The organism is Rhizorhabdus argentea, from assembly GCF_037861105.1.
Taxonomy (GTDB): Bacteria; Pseudomonadota; Alphaproteobacteria; order Sphingomonadales; family Sphingomonadaceae; genus Rhizorhabdus; species Rhizorhabdus argentea.
Map to the genome: position 1 here is coordinate 14,415 of NZ_JBANFK010000025.1, position 19,427 is coordinate 33,841.

Sequence of the window (19,427 nt, forward strand, 5' to 3'; positions counted from 1 at the left end):
ACTTCGCCCTCGATCAAATGTTCTCGGTCAAAGCGGATATGTCGAACTGGCCGGGAAGCTTATGCGTCTGGCGAAGGAAGCCATCAAAATCAATGTCGCCCAACTTTACCAGACGATCTTCATAGCATCTATCGATCAGCTGCGTGGTAGATCCCCGCGCGACGGGGTATAGAACGTTGCAGGTTTCAATATCGAATAGCGCAGATAACTGTTCGGTGCTGACATCATTGCCCGCCCAAAAATTAAGCGCCGCGTTGTGTGCTATCATGAGGAAGGAAGCGAGTGCTTCCGGTTTGGCGTCCTGCGCCAGATCTCCTTCCAATTGGATATCTTTGATCAAGTTGCAGTGGAATGTCCGATAAATCTGCCGGACAGCGAACAGCGTCGAGTCGCGCGCCAGCATTGCTGCGATGGACCGGATCAACTGGTTGGATTGTATCGAGGTCTCCGCCATTTGACGGTTGACGGCGATCAGCCCTTCAAATCCCCTTTTCCCCTCGTTGATCGCGTTGCGGATGAACAGGCGGGTTCGAAACTCGATAGCCGCCGACAACAGCCCTTCCTTGCTGCCGAAGACATTATAGATGGTGGTCGGGGTAATCTCGGCAAGCTCGGCAAGTTCGCGCACGGACACGCCGTCGAAGCCGTTTCGCTCCATGAGATCGAGGGCGACGTTCAGGATCGAAATATACCGTTTTTTCTTGCGCTCCGACAGGGGGCGCTTGGCGGCAGCGGTCATGTTCATCCAGTTCCAAAGATTCGCGCGCGATCCACGCCGTCCTGTCAGCTGCCCCTTCGTGCCCACCTATCCTTTCGCACAGGCGCCAAAACCTGTCTAGTGTAACAGGTTACAAAATGTAACCCATGCCGTTATGGTATGCGTTACAGAATAGGTGCGCGTCGCCGCAGGTGAAGGTGGGGCCAGCACGGCCGGGAACAAGGCCGTGCAGCCTCGGAGTGGAGGGATATGGAAGCTCTGGATCTTGTTGCAATCTGTCGGACAGGATTGCTTTCCCGGCGGTTCGAGGAGCGCCTCCTCAAGCTGTCGATGGAAGGTTTTCTGCCGCCGATGCTGCATCCCGGTGCGGGGCATGAGATCGGGCAGTTGGCAACGCTTCAGGCGCTGCGAGCCGATGACCCCGTCGTCTATTCCCATCGTGGTCTCGCTTATATGATAGGGCGCGGCGTGCCTCTGGCGGCGATGCTGAGCGATATTGCGGGGCGGGTCGGCGGCACCAACAATGGCAAGGGCGGCATCATGCATGTCGTCGACACTGCCCGCGGAATTTACGGGGAAAGCGGCACGCTGGGCGGCGGCCTCGTGATCGCAACCGGCATGGCGATGGCGCTCAAGAAAAAGCGGGCGCCTCAGTTGGTAGCGCATTTCTTTGGAGATGGCGGGTCCAACCGGGGCACGTTTCACGAAAGCCTCAATTGGTCGGCTGTGCAGAAGCTTCCCGTGCTTTTCATCTGCGAGAATAACGGCTGGGCAGTCTCGGTGCCCACATCCCGCAGCACGGCGGTGGAGAATATTGCCGACCGCGCCGCAGGCTACGCCATTCCCGGCCATGTGGTCGATGGCCGCGATGCCGCAGCTGTCCATTCGGTGATAACTGAAGCTGCTGATCGCGCCCGCGCGGGCCAGGGACCAAGCCTTATCGAAATCAAAATGGTGCGCCTGCTGGGTCATTATGCGACCGACCCTCAGGCCTATCGTGACGGCGTGGACGCTGGTTCGCTGCGCGATCCGTTGGCCGATCTCATCGACCGGCTGATTGCTTCAGGGCAGCTCAGCGATGCCGCGATCCGGACGTTCGAGGACGAGATCGCGGCGGAAATCGACGCGGCCGTCGCCCAGGCCAAGGCAGCCCCGCTCCTGTCCGCCGAGCTCGCTTATACCGACCTTTACGCGTGAGGCCGCCTGAGATGCGCACGATGACTTATGCCCAGGCCATCAACGAGGCCATTGCCGAGGAAATGGCGCGTGACGATGACGTCATTCTCTACGGCCAGGACGTCGCGCAACTGGGCGGGATCTTTCAGGTGACAAGTGGTCTGCTCGACCGTTTTGGTCCGGACCGCGTGTTCGACTCCCCCATTTCAGAAAATGTCATGGTCGGCGCTGGCGTCGGCGCGGCGGTGATGGGCCTGCGCCCGATCGTCGAACTGCAGTTCGCGGACTTCATCATCACGGCGGGCGATGAGATATTCTTGAAGGCAGGCATGTGGCGCTTCATGCATGGAGGCGCTTTCAAGGTGCCGCTGGTCGTGCGCCTGCCGTCGGGTTCCACTGGTGCCGGGCCGGAACATTCGACCTGTCCTGAAGCCTATGTGATGCATTCGCCGGGCCTAAAATGCGCCGTGCCTTCGACGCCGGCAGATGCGAAGACTCTGCTCCGGCAAGCCATAGCCGATGACAATCCGGTGATGTATTTCGAGCATCGCCTGCTCTACCAGTCGCGCGGCGAGGTGGATGATGCCGCCCCGGCGCTGCCCTTCGGCAAGGCAGCGATCCGGCGAACGGGCACTGCTGTCACTGTGGTCGCGTGGCAATTGATGCTGCAGCGCGTGCTCGAGGCCGCCACCACGCTGGCGAGCGAAGGGATCGAGATAGAAGTAATCGATCCCCGGACGCTCAATCCTTTCGATTGGGACACGGTGATCGACTCGGTCAAGAAGACCGGCGCCTGTCTGGTTGTCGAGGAAGGTTACCGGTCGCTTGGCGTAGGAGCCGAAGTCGGGGCAGTGCTGATGGAGCGCGCCTTCCCATGGCTCGACAAGCCCTTCCGGCGGTTGGCCATTCCCGACGTGCCGCTTGGCTCGGCCGACGCCTTGGTGCGCGAAGTCATCCCGTCGACCGGCGCCATTGTTCAGGCTGTCCGTCAGATCGTGAAGGGGTGAGCGTGGCGCACGACATCCTTATGCCGCAGTTGGGCCAGGCCATGATGCGCGGGCGGATCGTGGAGTGGCAGGCGGCAACCGGAGACCATGTCACAGCGGGCGTTCATCTGCTCACCATCGAATCCGACAAGTTCACCTATGAGGTCGAAGCCCCTGTCACCGGTCGTCTTCTGCAGCTGGTCGAGGCGGGAGAGGAGGCCGACGTCAGCATGGTGCTCGGCCGGATAGGTTCGCTCATCGACGGAGCGATCGACGCTCCGATTCTACCCGCCACAGGTCAGCTCGCAGCGGCGATGACCGTCGCATCTCCTCCGCCGGCGCTTCCGTCCGGCCCGCTCGCCTCGCCAAAGGCGAAGGCGATGGCGGCGGGCCGGATTGGCCTTGATGACATCACCGCGAGCCGCCCTGACGGCCTGATCGTCGCGAGCGATGTCGAACGGGTGCTTGCAAAACGCGCGGCAGCCGGGCCAGCAAGCGCAGGCAGTGCAATAGATCGCTTGCAGCGCTCCTGGCAGCATGCGCCGCACTTTGTGCAGATGGTTGATGCCGATGCATCCGCACTCGTGGCCGCACAAAATCTGCGCAGGGCGGGGCGCTTTCCCGCAACGCTCAACGATATCCTGGTTCATGCCGCAGCGCAGACGCTCGAGCAATTCCCCGCGATCAACGCCCGCATCGCCGATGGAAGGCCGGTCCCCAATCGCGACATCAACATCAGCCTGGCGGTCGCTACGGAGCGAGGGCTGCGGACGCCCACCATCAGCGATCTACAGGGCAAGTCGCTGGCGTGGGTGTCCGAACGCACAAGCGAGGCGATTGAGGCGGCGAAGGCAGGACGTGCTGGAGGCGGTCAGGCCAGCCTGACCATCTCGAACCTCGGTGCGCAAGGCATCAGGCAGGGAACGCCGGTTCTCAACCTTGACGAAGCCGTGCTCATATTTGCCGGCGCCATCATCGACCGTCCCGTGGCTGTGAACGGCGCCGTTGTCGTAAGGCCGCAGATAACGCTCAGCATCGCCTTCGATCATCGCGTCGTCGACGGGCTGCAGGCGGCACAGTTTACAGCGGCGCTGCGCGATCGTCTCGAACGCTTCGATGTTGCGCCCTGGCGTGACCAGGCCGCGCCGGCGGCCATGCCCGAGAGGGTGGTGACCCTCTCCTCTGATCGTAAGCTGCGCTGCGACTTGAACGCCGGACCGCATCGCTGGACGATCGATGAACCCAGCTCTGTCGGCGGCGATGACAGCGCGGCCGATCCGGTTCTGCATGTGCTGGGCGCGCTTGTGTCCTGTCTCAGCATTGCGTTCAAGCTGGTCGCGGCAAGGCGCAAGGTGCCGATCGAACGCATCGCCGGTACAGTCGAAGCAACCCCTGAGACCGGCAAGGTACGGCAGGTCGCGGTTCGCCTTGCGGTCTGGTCGACCGCGGAGGCCGGGGCTGTAGAGGCCCTGCTCAAGCCCGCCAAGGCGGCCTGCTATGTCCATGACCTGCTTCGCGAGGACCTGGACCTTTCCATCGCCCTTTCCGTCCATTCGAGCGAGGCGGCATCATGAAAGCAGTCATAAAACGCGGGCCGCGGCTCATCGTGGATGATATTCCAATGCCGCAGCCCGGGCCGGGCCAGGTGCTGGTAAAGACCCTGCATTGCGGCATATGCGGATCCGATCTCCACGCGCATCATCATTATGAGGCGATGATCGACGGCGGGCGGCGCACGGGACTTGCCACTGGTAATCTCGACCCGCGGGCAGACATCGTCTTTGGCCATGAGTTCTGTGCCGAAGTGGTCGATTATGGCCCCGGTACCACCCGCAAGATCGAACCCGGCACCGTAGTATGCGCCATGGCTCTCGTCTTTGACGACAAAGGCGACGTCGAAGGCATCGGCTATTCGAACAAATATAATGGCGCTTACGCCGAATATTTCATCCTGACTGAAGCGCTGTTGCTCCCAGTCACCAACGGACTGCCCAGCCACATCGCGGCCCTGACCGAACCGATGGCGGTTGCCGTCCATGCGGTGAACAAGGCCGACACGACCGACAGCGCCTATCTGGTAGTGGGTTGCGGTCCGATCGGCCTCGCCATTATCGCCGAACTCAAGGCGCGGGGCTTGGGTCCGGTCATTGCCGCGGATTTCCAGGCCGAACGCCGCGCGCTTGCCGAACGGCTGGGAGCGGACGTGGTGGTCGATGCGGCTGCGGCCGATCCGCATCAGCATTGGACAGACTTCGGCGTTCCCACCTCGCTCATGGATCTCGCCGCCGCCAGCGGAAGAGCGCGCAGAGCGGTAATCTTCGAGTGCGTCGGGGCGCCGGGGGTGCTGAACGGCATCATCTGCGCCGCGCCGCCGAGCGCGCAGATCATGGTCGCCGGGGTCTGCATGACGGAAGACCGGATCGAGCCGATGATCGCCAATAACAAGGAAATCGATCTGCGCTTCACCATGGCCTATTCGGGCGATGAATTCGCCGAGACATTGAAGCGCCTGTGCGAGGGCGCCCTCGATCCCGCGCTGATGATCACAGGCACCACCGATCTCGACGGTGTGCCCGAAGCCTTCGAACAGCTCGCGCGCGCGCCGCGCCACGCCAAGATCATGGTGCGTCCATGACGGCTCTATCTGCAGGAAAATTGCCATGACCCCCCGCAAGCTCGCGATCGACTTTTCCGGTGTGCCGATGCAATGGACCCGGATTCCCGAATATGCCGCCATGCAGAATGCCGGCAGCCCCATCGCCACCCAGAGCGAGATCTTCGTCAACGCCGTCATGGCGAAATTCCGGAACCAGATACCGGCGGATGAGGCCGCTTTCAGGGAGGAGATCGACATCTTCGTTCGACAGGAGACGAACCATTGTTATCTCCACGCCGATTTCAACAAGGAGATGTACGCGCGCGGATATGAAGCGGTGAGACCTTATGAAGCTACGATGCGCGATTATTACCGCAAGCTTCTGAAGGAAAAGTCGCTCGCCTTCAATCTCGCCTATTGCGCGGGGTTTGAGAATATCACGCTGTTTTCCGCCAAGTTCGCCTTCCTCTGTGCGCCTGATCTGTTCGAGGGTGGGGACGAGCGGATGGTCGATCTGTTCACCTGGCATCTGGCGGAGGAGTTTGAGCATCGCACCATCGCCCATGCCGCCTTTGCGGCTATTTCCGGTAATTATTTTCTGCGGGTCTACGGCGCGCTGGTGGCTTTCCGCTCGCTCAACAAGTTCCAGGACGATATTCTCAAAACCGTCCTGGAGGTGGATCGCCGGCACATGACGGCAGCTGAGGTGAAAGCCTCCAAGCGCCGCCTGAGTTCGATCAAGCGGCGCATGGCGCGCTTCGTCCTGCCGCGCCTCCTACAGATCCTGCGGCCCTATTATGACCCGGCCAAGCATGAGATGCCGCCCGTGATCCAGTCCGCTCTGCTGAAATATGAGCATATGGCGAAGGCCGCGGCATGAAGGGCTTTCGTCCCAAGGGAGTGCCGTTGGTGGCGCCGGCCTATGATATGGGGCCTTATCGCTTCCGCGGAACCCGTGCCTTGATGCTGGTGGGCCCTATCGCCCCGGACAAGGCGAGGGCGGCGCTGCCGGAGCCGCTGGAATTGTTGGAGGACAGTCTCGTCATCTGGACGTTGATGGACTGCCCCGACGTGACCGGGATCGGGCCGCACAACTGCGCCTGCCCCGCAATCCCCTGCCGCTATGGCGATCAGATCGGCCAGTTCATTCCCTTCCTTCTTACGAGCACGGAAGCGAGCCTTTTGTGCTTCCGTGAAGTCCATGGCTGGGGCGCGATACTGGGGGAGACCGTGATCCAGGAGGAAGGTGGCCGCGTCACCGGCGCCATCAGCCGCAATGGCACGCGCATAGCGCGGATGTCGGCGACGATAGGGGGTGAGGTGATCCGGGAAATACCGAAGACGCCGACCTTCCTGTACAAGGAAATACCGTCGATCGACACGGAAAGCTGCGACGTCAGCCGGCTGATTGCGACCACATCTATGCTCGAAAACATCGAGCTCCGGAGCGGTTCGGGAGAATTTTTTCCGACGGAAAATGACAATCCGTTGACCAGGCTTGCCCCATCGCTGGTGATGCAGGCTCTATATGGCAGTTGGGACGATATCTATCCCGAAACTGCGAAGATCATTCATGAATATTCATAATCCACAAGTCGCAGCGCGCGAGTCACTTCAAGTTAAACTGAGCCATAAATAAGGAGCGGGAAAATGGTTATGAAAAAAGGGCGGATTAACACTTTGAAGGGCAAGCTCGCCGTCAGTAGCTTCGCACTTCTTAGCGGCATTGGTGGCTATACCGGGGCCGCGCATGCGCAGGACCGGCCGCAAGGCGAGACGCAGGGGCAGAACCTGCAAAGTGCGCAGATCGATGAGATCATCGTTTCCGCGCGTCGCCGCAAGGAGTCGATACAGGATACTCCTGTGGCCATGACTGCCATCGCAACTGGCCAGTTGGAAGCGACGGGGGCGGTCACCATTTCCGACATCCAGGGCGCTGCTCCCAATGTGCAGATCACGCCCCAGGGCACCGGCGCCGCCGCTGCGAACATCTCCATTCGAGGCCTCGCCTTCGCCGACATCGAAAAATCCTTCGATCCCACTGTGGCCGTGGTTTCCGACGGCATTTTCGTGGGGACGAGCACCGGACAACTGCTCGACTTCTTCGATGTGGAGTCGATCGAAATCCTGCGCGGCCCGCAAGGCACGCTGTTCGGCCGCAACACGATCGGCGGCGTGATCAACGTTCGGCGGACCCGCCCGACAGGCGAATTCGGCGGCAAATTCGAACTGGGCTATGGCAAATTCAACAACTTGACCGGTCGGGCGGTTCTCAACGCGCCGATCATCAAGGACGTTCTCGCAGCCAAGCTCTTCTACTTCCACTCGGAGCAAGATGGTTATTATCGCAGCTTCCTGACCGGTAAGCGGACGGGGGCGACCAACAACGAGAATTTCGGACTGTCGCTGCTCTTCACGCCTGCCGAACATTTCAACGCCCTGCTGACGGTTGAAAAGCAGGTGCAAGACTATGAGACGCCCAATTCGGAGATTTCGCAGAGCGGGGAACTGTTCTGTTCCTTCCTGCCGGCTGCTGCCTGCAATCGTGGTTCGCGGTCGCGTGATCTCTATACCTCGTTTGCGGGTCTTGCGTCGCTTTCGGACGGAAAGCCGTTCCATGGTACCTATCGTTCTCCCGCCGCGACGCTGGAGATGAATTGGGGGCTTGGTCCAGTCGATCTTGTGTCGGTTACGGGTTACAGGAAATCCGACGAATATCAGACCCAGGACTTCGGGACGCTCGGCCTCTACGATGCTCAGCGGCGTCAAACCTATCATCAATTCAGTCAGGAACTGCGGGCCAGCGGCAAGGTGACCGACAGCCTGGATTATGTGACCGGCCTTTACTTCTTCAAGAGCCGTTACACGCTGGGGCAGAACACATGGGTCTTTGGCGCCAATACCGGCGCGCCATCCTTTGTCGTCGGGAAATCGGAGAGCTATGCCGGTTTTGCCGACTTCAACTGGGGCTTTGCCGATCGCTGGCGCCTGTCCTTTGGCGGACGCTACACCCACGACAAGAAGTCCATGCACTCGGCCGTGGGCGCCACCGATTTCGGGCTGCAGAACGCGTCATGGAACAAGTTCACGCCAAAGATTTCCATCGATTACCGCCCCAATGCGGATCTGATGGCCTATGCCACCTGGTCCCGCGGTTACCGCGCTGGCGGCTTCAACGGCCGCGGCCTGACAGCGTTGACGGCAACCACGCCGTTTGATCCGGAAACCGTGGATTCCTACGAGGTCGGCGTCAAAAGTAGCTGGTTCGACCGCCGTCTGACGGTCAATCTCGCCGGATTTTACACCAAGTACAAGGACATGCAGCAGACAACCACCGTGCCCGGCGGGCCGACTGGCAATCAGACGCTGGTGGCCAATGTCGGCAGTTCCACGGTGAAAGGCATAGAGCTCGACCTGACCGCAAAGCCGATCCCGGAACTCACGATCCGTGCCGGCATGGGTATTCTTCACGCATCCTTCAAGAATTTCATCGTTCAGGACGTGGTCGCGGGAGGTTTCGCGAATTTCGATTATTCCAACAACCACCTGATTTACGCCCCGCCGTTCAACGCATCGATCGGCTTTGAATATGCCACCGAGACAGGGCTTGGCGGCCTCCGCGTGAACGGCACGTACCGCTATCTGGATGCCTATGACCAGCAGATCTCCAAGTCTCCGACCGTAACCGGCGCTCCGGGCAGCACGGTCGTGGTGCCGGGCAATGATCCGCGGGTGCGAAGCGATCACGCCAATCTCATCGACGCCAGCATCTCCCTGCTTCCTGCGTTTGCGGACGGCCGCGTGCGAATGACGGTCTATGGCCGCAATCTTCTGAATGATCCGGGACCAATTGGTGCGTTCACCGTTGCCGGCCTCTGGTCCTTTGCAGCGGCAAGAGAACCCCGGACCTATGGCGTCCAGCTCGGTTATTCGTTCTAAGCTCGAAAGCGAAGGAATGACCATGCGTCTGCAGGGCAAGGTCGCGCTTATTACTGGCGGCGCGGGAGGCATCGGAGCGCAAACCGCCAGGCAGATGGCCGCGGAAGGCGCGCATGTGGTGATCACCGACCTGGCTGACGGGTCGGCGCTCGCAACCGAGATTGGATGCCGATATTATTGTCATGACGTCGCCCAGGAGGAGCACTGGGCGACGATCGTGCAGTCTGTGAAAGATTGTCATGGCGGGATCGACATTCTCGTGAACGCCGCCGGCATAGAGGGGGATTTGAGCGATTCCTCTCCGCTCGCATCTTATGCAGAGTGGCGAAGGGTCATGACCGTCAATCTGGACGGCACGTTTCTGGGCGTGAAGGCGGTGTTGCCTGTCATGATGGAAAAGGGGACAGGTTCGATCATCAACCTGTCCTCGCTCGTCGCCTTTATCGGCACCCCCATCGCGGCTCCCTATGGAGCGAGCAAGGCGGCCGTGTGGCAATTCAGTCGCTCGGTCGCATCCTTTGGTGCCATGAACGGACATCGTATCCGGTGCAATTCGGTTCATCCCGGCTTGATCCGAACGCGAATGACCGACCAGATCTTCAGTTCGGTGGGCGAGTTGCTCGGGACGGACGGCATGGCTGTCGAAGACCAGCAATTGCGCATGATTCCCTTTGGCGAACGCGGATCGCCTGGCGACGTCGCGCATTTGCTCGTCTATCTGGCATCCGACGAAGCGGCTTACGTCACCGGTGCGGAATTCAAGATCGATGGCGGCTGGAGTATCGGTAACCCCAACTGAGCGGATCTGGACAGGCCTATGTGATGCGACCGGGCTTGGCGGAATTGGCGATCGCGTCTGCATAAGTTCCTTCGGGTGCGATGACGCCGAGATGCCCGAGCAATCGCGAGCGAAGCGGGCGGACCGCCGCCGTGCGTTCTCCGCGAGGCGCATCGATACGCTCCTCGGCGATGATGCGGCCATGGTCGAGAACGAGAATGCGATCGGCCAGCGCGATGGCTTCGTCGATGTCGTGGGTGACGAGCATCACCGCAGGCCGATGCGACCGCCACAGCGCCAGCACGAGTTCGTGCATCTTCATCCGTGTCAGCGCGTCGACGGCTGCGAATGGTTCGTCGAGCAGCAGGAGCTGCGGCTCGCGGACCAGCGCCCGGGCAAGCGCGCCACGCTGGGCCTCTCCGCCTGACAAGGTGAGCGGCCATGCGTCCAGGCGGTGGCCAAGGCCAACCTCGCGGAGCGCACGTTCCGCCCGCTCGCGCGTATCTCCACCTTTCAGACCCAGTACCACGTTACGCCACATGCGTTTCCAGGGCAGCAGGCGCGCGTCCTGAAACACCACCGCGCGCGCGCTCGGCACGGTCACGTCCTGGCCCATGACCCCGTCGAGCCCCGCGAGCGTGCGCAGCAGCGTCGTCTTCCCGCTACCCGATCGGCCGAGCAGCGCGACGAACTCGCCCGGCGCGATGTCGAGATCGAGCTTCTCGATGATGACATTGTTGCCGAATTGCCGCGTGAAGTCTCGCAGCCGCACGACTGGATCGGGTGCCGGCTTATCCCTTTTTGCGGGACCGGCACGGCCGGGAAAGGGTGTTACCGTCGTCAATGCGTGTTTGGCGTCCATGTGTTCAGGCCTCCACCAGGCTGGGGCGCCACGACAGGGCGCGCCGTTCGACCAGTCGGACGATGAAGTCGCCTCCCAGTCCCAGCATCGCGTAGATGATCAGGCAGACGACGATGATGTCGGTCCGCATGAAATCACGCGCGTTGTTGACCAGATAGCCCAGGCCCGACGACGCGTTGATCTGCTCGGCAATGACCAGCATGATCACCGCTATCGACAGCGAATAGCGCAGGCCGACGAGCAGCGACGGCAATGCACCCGGCAGGATGACGTGGACGATCAGTTCGCGCTGCCCGAGACTGAAGCTCCGCGCAGCATCCAGCAAGCGGACGTCCACGGCGCGAATGCCGTTGTAGAGGTTGAGATAGACCGGGAAGATCGTCGCAAACGCGATGAGCGCGATTTTTGGCGTCTCGCCGATGCCGAACCAGACGATGAACAAGGGCGACAGCGCAACCACCGGGATGGTCCGTTTGATCTGCACAAGCGGATCGACCATGGCCTCCCCGAACCGCGACAGGCCGGCGAGGAGGGCCAGGGCTATGCCGCTCGATACGCCGATCGCGAGGCCGATTCCGGCCCGCGTGGCGGAAACCAGCAGATTGGCCGGAAGCTCGCCCGACGCGGTCATTCGGAACAGGGTCGTCAGCACCGCTGATGGCGCGGCGAGCATTTGGTCGGGGATCAATCCCACACGTGACGCCAACTCCCATAGGAGCAGGAGCACAGCCGGAGATATCCATCTCGACCGACTCAATCGCGACAGCGTGTTTATATGTGACGACATGGTCATGGTGCCTCGTGGTCGTTGCGAAGCGGATGCGCGCGCGGTCATGCCGGTTGCCACCGCGTCCAGGCCGCGGCGCGTGCGTCTATAGGGTGATCCACCACGCCTGCAGTGCGCAGCAGGTCGACCACGCGCTGTTGATTGGCGATGATCTCCGGACTGAGCCGATCGACTGCGAAGATCGCGCTGCCGTAGCGATCGTAGACCTTTTGCTGGATAGCGAGCGGCAAACCTGTCGCCTGGGCGGCGATCTCGACCGTCTCGGGAATATGCGCGCGCGCCCAATCGGCTTCGACGCGGAGTTCGTCGAGGACATGGGTGACCACGTCCGGCCGTCGATCGGCGAAGCTGCTGCCGGCCAGATAGTAGGCGATCGATTTCAGACCGCCTCGATCTATGGGAATGGACCGGATACCTATCCGGGCATCCGACAGCGACAAATAGGGTTCCCAGGTCAGCCAGGCATCGACCTTGCCGGAGACGAACGCCGCCATGGAGTCCGCAGGCGTCAGGTAGACCGGTTCGACGTCGGTGATGGAAAGGCCTGCCGCGCGCAGTGCGATCACCGCTGAGAGCTCCGACGCCGATCCCTTGGTGAAGGTCAGGCGCCGGCCGCGCAGCCCCGCCACATCGCGGATCGGAGAATCGCGGCGCACGATCAGACCGCCGGTCGTATCCGGCACGACCTGGGCGGCAACATAGACGATGGGCGAACCGGAGGCCTGGGCATAGGCGAGCGGGGTATCGCCGGTGAAGCCGATGTCGATGGCGCCGGAGCGCATCGCCTCGACCAGCGGCGGCCCCGATGCGAACTCGACCCACTTTACCGGGGCCACGCCACGCGCCGCCAGCCGACGCTCGAAATCGCCACGACTCTTGGCGAGATAGAGGATACCGCCACGTTGGTAGCCGATCACTACTCCTGCGCTCTCGTCGCGCGTGCATGCGGCGAGAAGCAGCGTAGCGCCAGCCGCCGCCAGCAACCGGCGGCGGCTCAGCGGCAGGGAGCCGGAAAGAAGATCGCCGCTCATTCCGCCGCCGCCAGTGCCGCTCGGCCGGCTGGGTGGACCGGGAACGGCAGGCCCAGATTTTCGCGTAGCGTCGTTCCCTCATATTCGTGGCGGAAGCGGCCTCGGCGCCGCAACTCGGGCAGGACCTGCTCGACAAAGTCGGTGAGCCCATCCGGCAAGTGCGGCGGCATGATGTTGAAGCCATCGGCTGCATAGCCATCGAACCAGGCCTCCAGCTCGTCGACGATCTGCTCAGCTGTGCCGTGAATGGTGTGGTGGCCCCGCGCGCCGGCCACCCGCAGATGAAGTTCGCGAACCGTCAGCTTCTCGCGCCGGGCGAGATCGAGCAGCAGCGCCGGGCGGCTCGCGCGGCCGTCCACCTCCAACCAGTCAGGCAGCGGTTCATCGATCGGATGCTCCAGCAGCTCGGGCCTCTGGAACATCTGGGCGAGAAAGCGCCGGGGGATATCCGGATGGATCAGCCGCTGCAGTTCCTCATATTTGGCCAGGGCCTCGGCCTCGGTTCCGCCGACTACCGGGAATATGCCGGGCATGATCTTCAGCTCGTCGTGGCCCCGGCCGTAGCGGGGCAGCCGGTCTTTCACATCCGCGTAGAATGCCTGGGCGGAGTCGATCGTCTGGTGCGCGGTGAATACTATCTCGGCGGTACGCGCGGCGAGTGCCTTGCCTGGCTCCGACGATCCGGCCTGGACGATAACCGGATGCCCCTGACGCGAGCGGGGTACGTTGAGCGGCCCGGCAACCGAAAAATGGCGGCCCGCGTGGTTCAGGACGTGGAGTTTGTCCGGATCGGAGAAACGTCCGCTCGCCTTGTCGCGAGGGAAAGCGTCATCCTCCCAGCTCTCCCACAGGCCCTTGATCACATCGGCGAATTCCTCGGCGCGATCGTAACGATCCTCGGGCTGGGGATGGCTTTCGCGGCTGAAGTTGGCAGCTTCCAGCGGGCTGGCCGAGGTGACGAGGTTCCACGCCGCTCGTCCCCCGCTCAGGAGGTCGAGCGAAGCGAACAACCTCGCCAGGATAAAGGGTTCATAATAGGTCGTCGTGGCGGTGGCGACGAGGCCGATGCGACTGGTTTGGGCGGCGATTGCCGACAACAGCGTGATTGGTTCGAAAGTCGCGCCCTGGGCGGTAACCGAACTCGCGGCCGGATCGGCGCGGTTGAAGAACCCTCCCTGGCTATCGGCGAGGAACACCATGTCGAAACAGGCGCGCTCGGCCGCCTGGGCAATGCCGACATAATGGTCGAGATTGGCTCCTGCATCCGCCTGTGCCTGTGGGTGTCGCCAGGCCGCGACGTGGTGGCCGGTCGCCATCAGGAAGGCGCCGAGCCGGATCTGATCCTTACGCTTGGACATTTTTTGGCCTTTCGATTAGAGGCGGCTACGCAAAGTCACGCCGAATGTACGTGGATCCCCAAGCGAGCCTGTATAGGCAGCGCCGATGTCGTTCACCGATGTGTAGTAGTAATACAGCTTGTTGAAGACGTTCCGACCCCAGATCGATGCGTCCCAATTTCCGCTCTCACTGCGGATCCCAAGTCGCGCATTGACCAGTCCAAAGCTATTTATCTTTGAATAACGAGAGTCATTGTAACTCGAATAGTAGAAAGACCTGTAACTGTAGTCGGCGCCTACATAGCCTTCGATCTTTCCGATCGGATGCGCATATTCGCCACCGGCCGAGGCGGCCCAACGGGGTGCGCCAGGCAGCCGTGCTCCACTCAGATCACAGACGGTCGGCTGGCCGGGAGCCCGCAGTTCGAACGGGCATTGTGCGTTCTTGTAGCTGACATATTTGGCCAGGTTGTAAGTCCCGCCGCCATAGAGCGTCAGGCCGTCAGCAGGGGTAGCGCGCAGGTCGATCTCGATGCCCTTCGAACGGACCTTGCCGATGTTGGAAATATAGGCCTTCGCCGGGACCATGCTCAGGTCGTAGACCGTGCTCTGGTAGTTGCGGACGTTGACCAGGAACAATGCAATATTCGCGGTCAGCCGACGGTCGAGCCACTGGGTCTTCAGTCCGACTTCGAAGTTGTCGACTTTCTCCGGCTTGACCACCGCCAGTTCGCTGCGCACGGCGCCGCTGGAATCGAGCGGCAGGCTGGCAAGGTTGATGCCTCCCGACTTGGCCCCTCGCGAATAGGTCGCATAGGCCAGCACGTCGCTCGTCAATTGTCCCGAGGCTGTCAGCAGCCCCGACAGGCTGTTCCAAGAGCGGCTGAGCGAATAATAAGGAACGGTCGGCGTATAGGCATAGCGCTGCGCCAGTTGCGCGGCATTCAAGGTGGAGATGTCCGATCCGCCGCCGCGCGTCTGCTCGAAATAGCCATGTTTGCGCTCGTGGGTGAAGCGAAGGCCGCCAGTCACGCTGATGGCGTCGGTCGCGTGCCAGGTGGCCTGGCCGAACGCGGCATAGCTGTCGGTCTGCGGCTTGGATGGGGCATAGGTATAGGTGCCCTCCAGCGCTGCGCGCCGCTGTTCGGCTGTCAGGCCTGAAGTGCCTGGCGCGATCAGCCATTCACCGGCGTCGCGCCCGAACGAGTTGACGAACCAGCCGCGGATCGATTGATGGAAGGCGTAGAGGCCGAGAACATAGTCGAGCCGGCGTTTGCCGCTCGACGCCAGACGAAATTCCTGGCTCCATTGGCGCTGACGGTCGAACTGGTTGTTGTCGGTATAGATGCTGAGCGCGCTGTAGTCGGTGTCGTTGTGGGGGGTCCAGTTCCAAAAACGCCAGGCGGAGATCGAGGTCAATGTCGCCGCCCCCAGATCCCACTCGACCCGCGCCGAGACGCCGCCCTGCTTCATCCGGATGGGCCCGAGCCAATCGGCGTCGGTCGTCCTGGCGCGGGGATCGAAGGGCAGGGACGTGTAGCCGAGGCGGGCGTTACGTTCAGGGAGCGCGTTGCTCACCGGCGCGCCATTGTCATAGTTGGTGACGACGCCCAGGAACATGCCAACGCAGCAGCTCTGCTTCTGCCTGGCATAGTCGGCGGACAGCTTGACGTCGATGTCGTCGCTGGCGTGCCACAGCAGCGAGCCGCGCACGGTGGCGTTGTCGAAATCATGGACCCTACGATCCTGATAGACATCCTTGATGAAACCGTTGCGGGTCGTCGACTCGATCGACAGGCGACCAGCGAGGGTGTCGCCTATGATGGGTCCTGAAATCGTGCCGCGACCCTGGATCAGGCCATAGTTGCCGACGGTGATGTCACCGGCAGCTTCGGTGGTGAAGCTCGGCGATTTCGTCGTCACACTGATCGCGCCTGCGGTGGTGTTCCGGCCGAACAGCGTGCCCTGCGGTCCGCGCAACACCTCGACGTGATCGACGTCGACCAGATCGAACCCGGCTTGGCCGACGCGGGCATAGTAAACGTCATCGACGTAGAAGCCGACGCCAAGGTCCAGCCCGTTATTGGCAATGGCGACGTTGCTGCCGAGACCCCGGATGTTGATGTTGACGTTACGCGGGTTGACCGTGAAGACGGTCAGGCTGGGGACTTCCTGATAGATTTGCTGAAGGTGATAGGCACCCTTCTGTTCGAGCGCCGCGCCGCCGAGCACGCTGATCGCGATGGGGACATTTTGTAGACTTTCGTCACGCTTGCGCGCGGTCACCATGATCTCGCCGGCGTCGAGGTCCAGCGCTTCAGCCCCCACGCTATCGGCAGCCACCGCGCTGTCCGCAGCGCGGGCCGGCGTGGCACCCGCACCGGCCGCGAGCGCCAGCGCGAGCGCGGTCCATGTGCGAATTGGTCGATAATGTTCGGTAGATATGTTCATTGGCGCAAATTCCCCTTGTGAGCCCAATCGGCTCTTCGGAATGTCCACCTCTCCTGCGTGGCGCGGTCTTGTGCCGCGCGCACAGTCAGCCGTTCGGCGATCTTCTCGCCGTCGGTATTCCTATCGACCTGTGAACTACCGGGGGGCGGTCACCCCCCGGTAGTCAGCGCATCATGCGGCGGCTGATAGCTCGGCGAGTCCCGGTGCCGGCTTGATTGGGCGGCTGCGCCGTCCATCAATTCCGACCGGTGCGTCACCCTCGATCGTCACGCGGCGTACGGTACGTCGCTGCCTGTCGAAGTCGGCAATCGCGCGATGCTGTGTCGCCCGATTGTCCCAAATCGCCACGTCACCGGCCTGCCAGCGCCAGCGCACCACATTTTCCGGTCGGGTAATTTGGTCCTGGAAGACATCGAACAGGCGCCGTGAGTCGCTCGGCCTGAGCCCCACGAAATGCTTGAAGAAGTGGCCCAGCACCAGTGACCGCTCCCCACTCTCGGGATGAACGCGGACAAGGGGGTGTTCGGTCTCGTAGACTGTTTTAGTGAAGAGCGCGCGCTGCTCCAAAATCTTGGGGTCGCGCGTACCGCCAGTTTGTTCGGCATAGTCATAATCGTTGCTGTGTACTGCCCAGAGGGTGTCGGCGAGCGCCCGCAATTCATCCGGCAACGTCGCATAGGCAGCGGCGGCATTCGCCCACAATGTGTCGCCGCCCGCCTCGGGGATAACCACGCCACGCAAAATCGATGCCTGGGGATAGGCGCTTACGAAGGTAACGTCGGTATGCCAGCTGTTTGCGGCGTGACCATCGATCGAGTCAATCTCGAGGATATGCCGCGTGCCGTCTCGCACCGGTACCGTCGGATGCGCCACGAGCGGTCCCCAGCGTTCGCCAAAAGCCTCCTGCGCGGCATCATCAAGTTGATGTTGCCCCCGGAAGAACAGCACCTTGTGCCGCACCAGCGCAGCCTTGATCGCGGAAAGCGCAGCCTCGCTTATGGTATCGGAGAGCGTGACGCCATGTACTTCAGCGCCGATCCGGCCTGTTACGGGTGTCACGCGAAGCGGCGAATCCAGGTCGGCCGCGTTGATGTAGCCGGCTGAAACGGGCGCGGGATGGGCTGATGTCGACTGTTCGATAGTCATTGCTGTCGTGCTCCTGTTCACGGCCCGCCAAAACGGACCAGACTGACACTCCGCCGATCACAGGCGAATATTCCGCCTGCCCCGGGGTGGATGGAAATTAATCTACCGAATCAGTAGAGATTGCATCCAAGTTTTTCTGCGCGGCGCTCAAGCGACGCTTTGGCAGACTATCTCAGCTATTCTTATTCGCCGCCGGCAAGAATCGGAGGGTCGTCCTCGAAGCGCTGGACGCTTCGGCCCGGCTTTCGCGCCCGGACGCCGAACGGTTCTGGCACTGGCCAGCAGCTTGTCCGACCGCGAACGAGATGGCAGTTTGGGCAGGAGTTCACGACGGCAGGAGTAAACGGAATGACCGACATGGGGCTTTCCGCATGGCGTGGCTATATCGACCAACTGGCGCCGCTGGCTGAAAAGATCGCGGCGCTGTCATCCCGGCCGCATGATGAGCAATGGAAAGCGGATCTGTACCAGTTCCTGTATTCGCAGATATCGGTGGGTTATCTGTTTATGATCAGCGACCCGCAATATCCTGAGTTCATTCCCTACTATAACCATATATTCGGACAGGGCTTCCCCAATCCGGACGACACGCTCAGCCAGGCCGTCATCGAGGATCGGGGGATTTACCAGATTTCGGGTTTTCGCGGCAGCGCCAGGATCGCCTCGTTGCAGTTGGGCGGCGATGTCGGCTCGGTGGCCCGAATGATCGACGATCCAAAGTCGCTCGTCGGGAGTTCCAAAGGTGTTTTCGACCTCGATTCGGCCATCTTAGCCGAGGACGGATCTTTCGAGATCTTACTCAGCCCCGAGCGCCCGCGGGGATATGAAGGCGACTGGTGGAAACTGGAGCCCGAGGCAACCGCAGTGATCGTCCGCCAGCGCCACTATGACTGGACCAACGAAGTCGACGGCCGGTTCGCCATTCAGCGTCTGGATGTGCCGGCCGCGAAACCGAGGCGATCTGCTCGCGATATCGATAAGGCCCTCGGTAAGATTTCGAAATATATCGAGGCCTATGGCGAGGTCAGCTTCGATGGTCCGCCAACCCGGCATCTGCGGGCGGCGCCGCCCAACAGCCTCACCTGCAAGGACTATTCAAATTATGGCGGGCTGGCGAACCAGGCGTTCGTCGAGGGCATGTTCGAACTGGCTGACGACGAAGCTCTGATCATCGAATCCGACGTTCCTGAAAGATGCGCCTATTGGGGATTTCATCTTACCGACGATTTCTGGCAGTCGATCGACTGGGTCAATCGTCACTCAAGCCTGAACGGCCATAGCGCTCGTATCGACAGCGACGGCAAGCTCCGGATCGTCGCGTCTGCGCATGACCCGGGCGTGCCGAACTGGCTCGATACTGTGGGTCGCTCGACCGGCTTCGTTTACGGGCGCTGGACGGACGCATCCGATTATCCCACGCCCCATGTCGCCAAGGTAAAGATCACCGATGTGTCGCGGCAGCTCCCGGCCGATACGCCGGTCGTCACGGCGGAGGAGCGGGACGCGGCGATCCGCGCCCGGCGCAGGGCGGTCCAACTGCGGCGCCGATGGTAGAATAGCACCGGCGCGGAATAGTGGCGTCATGCCCGGCTCCTCCGCATTTTGCAGACGGCCTGTATT

Annotated in this window: 16 protein-coding genes; 9 read left to right on the top strand and 7 right to left on the bottom strand. The window is 61.7% G+C overall.

What is annotated here, in order from left to right; genetic code table 11:
* Positions 1-13: 13 nt before the first annotated feature.
* On the bottom strand, positions 14-739 hold the full coding sequence (locus tag AAC645_RS17550) for a TetR/AcrR family transcriptional regulator (protein ID WP_340317877.1): 726 nt from the start codon (positions 737-739) through the stop codon (positions 14-16).
* 228 nt (positions 740-967) lie between these two features.
* On the opposite strand from AAC645_RS17550, the gene AAC645_RS17555 reads away from it, so the two are divergent.
* From AAC645_RS17555 to AAC645_RS17590, 8 genes are all read left to right on the top strand, one after another.
* Positions 968-1,915: a thiamine pyrophosphate-dependent dehydrogenase E1 component subunit alpha gene (locus AAC645_RS17555; RefSeq protein ID WP_340317878.1), complete on the top strand. Its 948-nt coding sequence runs from the start codon at positions 968-970 to the stop codon at positions 1,913-1,915.
* 11 nt (positions 1,916-1,926) lie between these two features.
* A complete protein-coding gene (locus tag AAC645_RS17560; protein ID WP_340317879.1) occupies positions 1,927-2,901 on the top strand; it encodes an alpha-ketoacid dehydrogenase subunit beta in 975 nt (324 codons plus the stop codon).
* A gap of 2 nt (positions 2,902-2,903) precedes the next feature.
* The gene (locus AAC645_RS17565) at positions 2,904-4,454 is read left to right on the top strand and encodes a 2-oxo acid dehydrogenase subunit E2 (protein WP_340317880.1); all 1,551 of its coding nucleotides are present in this window, start codon (positions 2,904-2,906) and stop codon (positions 4,452-4,454) included.
* Between the two features lie 47 nt (positions 4,455-4,501).
* Entirely contained in the window at positions 4,502-5,515 is a 1,014-nt protein-coding gene (locus AAC645_RS17570; RefSeq protein WP_340317881.1) for a zinc-binding dehydrogenase, read from the top strand.
* A gap of 25 nt (positions 5,516-5,540) precedes the next feature.
* Positions 5,541-6,356, top strand: a complete 816-nt coding sequence (locus AAC645_RS17575; RefSeq protein ID WP_340317882.1) for a metal-dependent hydrolase — start codon at positions 5,541-5,543, stop codon at positions 6,354-6,356.
* Complete coding sequence (locus AAC645_RS17580; RefSeq protein ID WP_340317883.1) at positions 6,353-7,063, top strand: acetoacetate decarboxylase family protein; 711 nt, start codon at positions 6,353-6,355, stop codon at positions 7,061-7,063. The genes AAC645_RS17575 and AAC645_RS17580 overlap by 4 nt, the downstream gene beginning before the upstream one ends.
* A 63-nt stretch (positions 7,064-7,126) precedes the next feature.
* Positions 7,127-9,415: a TonB-dependent receptor gene (locus AAC645_RS17585; RefSeq protein WP_340317884.1), complete on the top strand. Its 2,289-nt coding sequence runs from the start codon at positions 7,127-7,129 to the stop codon at positions 9,413-9,415.
* Entirely contained in the window at positions 9,387-10,214 is an 828-nt protein-coding gene (locus AAC645_RS17590) for an SDR family oxidoreductase (protein ID WP_340317885.1), read from the top strand. The genes AAC645_RS17585 and AAC645_RS17590 overlap by 29 nt, the downstream gene beginning before the upstream one ends.
* 16 nt (positions 10,215-10,230) lie before the next feature.
* Here AAC645_RS17590 and AAC645_RS17595 read toward each other — a convergent pair whose 3' ends face one another.
* From AAC645_RS17595 to AAC645_RS17620, 6 genes are all read right to left on the bottom strand, one after another.
* Positions 10,231-11,055, bottom strand: a complete 825-nt coding sequence (locus tag AAC645_RS17595; protein ID WP_340317886.1) for an ABC transporter ATP-binding protein — start codon at positions 11,053-11,055, stop codon at positions 10,231-10,233.
* Between the two features lie 4 nt (positions 11,056-11,059).
* Positions 11,060-11,842: an ABC transporter permease gene (locus tag AAC645_RS17600; protein ID WP_340317887.1), complete on the bottom strand. Its 783-nt coding sequence runs from the start codon at positions 11,840-11,842 to the stop codon at positions 11,060-11,062.
* Positions 11,843-11,886: 44 nt separating this feature from the next.
* Complete coding sequence (locus tag AAC645_RS17605) at positions 11,887-12,873, bottom strand: aliphatic sulfonate ABC transporter substrate-binding protein (protein WP_340317888.1); 987 nt, start codon at positions 12,871-12,873, stop codon at positions 11,887-11,889.
* The gene (locus AAC645_RS17610; protein WP_340317889.1) at positions 12,870-14,231 is read right to left on the bottom strand and encodes an LLM class flavin-dependent oxidoreductase; all 1,362 of its coding nucleotides are present in this window, start codon (positions 14,229-14,231) and stop codon (positions 12,870-12,872) included. The genes AAC645_RS17605 and AAC645_RS17610 overlap by 4 nt, the downstream gene beginning before the upstream one ends.
* Before the next feature lie 15 nt (positions 14,232-14,246).
* Entirely contained in the window at positions 14,247-16,661 is a 2,415-nt protein-coding gene (locus AAC645_RS17615) for a TonB-dependent receptor (RefSeq protein ID WP_340317890.1), read from the bottom strand.
* Positions 16,662-16,832: 171 nt separating this feature from the next.
* On the bottom strand, positions 16,833-17,807 hold the full coding sequence (locus AAC645_RS17620; protein ID WP_340317891.1) for a TauD/TfdA dioxygenase family protein: 975 nt from the start codon (positions 17,805-17,807) through the stop codon (positions 16,833-16,835).
* A gap of 348 nt (positions 17,808-18,155) precedes the next feature.
* Here AAC645_RS17620 and AAC645_RS17625 point away from each other — a divergent pair, with 348 nt between their 5' ends.
* Positions 18,156-19,361 carry a DUF1214 domain-containing protein gene (locus tag AAC645_RS17625; RefSeq protein WP_340317892.1) on the top strand — a complete coding sequence of 402 codons (1,206 nt, stop codon included), beginning with the start codon at positions 18,156-18,158 and terminating at the stop codon, positions 19,359-19,361.
* Positions 19,362-19,427 lie beyond the last annotated feature (66 nt).

Bases quoted from the DNA above. Each gene is read 5' to 3' on its own strand.
- AAC645_RS17550 (WP_340317877.1), bottom strand. From the start codon at position 739: ATGACCGCTGCCGCCAAGCGCCCCCTGTCGGAGCGCAAGAAAAAACGG.
- AAC645_RS17555 (WP_340317878.1), top strand. From the start codon at position 968: ATGGAAGCTCTGGATCTTGTTGCAATCTGTCGGACAGGATTGCTTTCC.
- AAC645_RS17560 (WP_340317879.1), top strand. From the start codon at position 1,927: ATGCGCACGATGACTTATGCCCAGGCCATCAACGAGGCCATTGCCGAG.
- AAC645_RS17570 (WP_340317881.1), top strand. From the start codon at position 4,502: ATGCCGCAGCCCGGGCCGGGCCAGGTGCTGGTAAAGACCCTGCATTGC.
- AAC645_RS17575 (WP_340317882.1), top strand. From the start codon at position 5,541: ATGACCCCCCGCAAGCTCGCGATCGACTTTTCCGGTGTGCCGATGCAA.
- AAC645_RS17580 (WP_340317883.1), top strand. From the start codon at position 6,353: ATGAAGGGCTTTCGTCCCAAGGGAGTGCCGTTGGTGGCGCCGGCCTAT.
- AAC645_RS17585 (WP_340317884.1), top strand. From the start codon at position 7,127: ATGGTTATGAAAAAAGGGCGGATTAACACTTTGAAGGGCAAGCTCGCC.
- AAC645_RS17590 (WP_340317885.1), top strand. From the start codon at position 9,387: ATGGCGTCCAGCTCGGTTATTCGTTCTAAGCTCGAAAGCGAAGGAATG.
- AAC645_RS17595 (WP_340317886.1), bottom strand. From the start codon at position 11,055: ATGGACGCCAAACACGCATTGACGACGGTAACACCCTTTCCCGGCCGT.
- AAC645_RS17600 (WP_340317887.1), bottom strand. From the start codon at position 11,842: ATGTCGTCACATATAAACACGCTGTCGCGATTGAGTCGGTCGAGATGG.
- AAC645_RS17605 (WP_340317888.1), bottom strand. From the start codon at position 12,873: ATGAGCGGCGATCTTCTTTCCGGCTCCCTGCCGCTGAGCCGCCGCCGG.
- AAC645_RS17610 (WP_340317889.1), bottom strand. From the start codon at position 14,231: ATGTCCAAGCGTAAGGATCAGATCCGGCTCGGCGCCTTCCTGATGGCG.
- AAC645_RS17615 (WP_340317890.1), bottom strand. From the start codon at position 16,661: ATGAACATATCTACCGAACATTATCGACCAATTCGCACATGGACCGCG.
- AAC645_RS17620 (WP_340317891.1), bottom strand. From the start codon at position 17,807: ATGACTATCGAACAGTCGACATCAGCCCATCCCGCGCCCGTTTCAGCC.
- AAC645_RS17625 (WP_340317892.1), top strand. From the start codon at position 18,156: ATGACCGACATGGGGCTTTCCGCATGGCGTGGCTATATCGACCAACTG.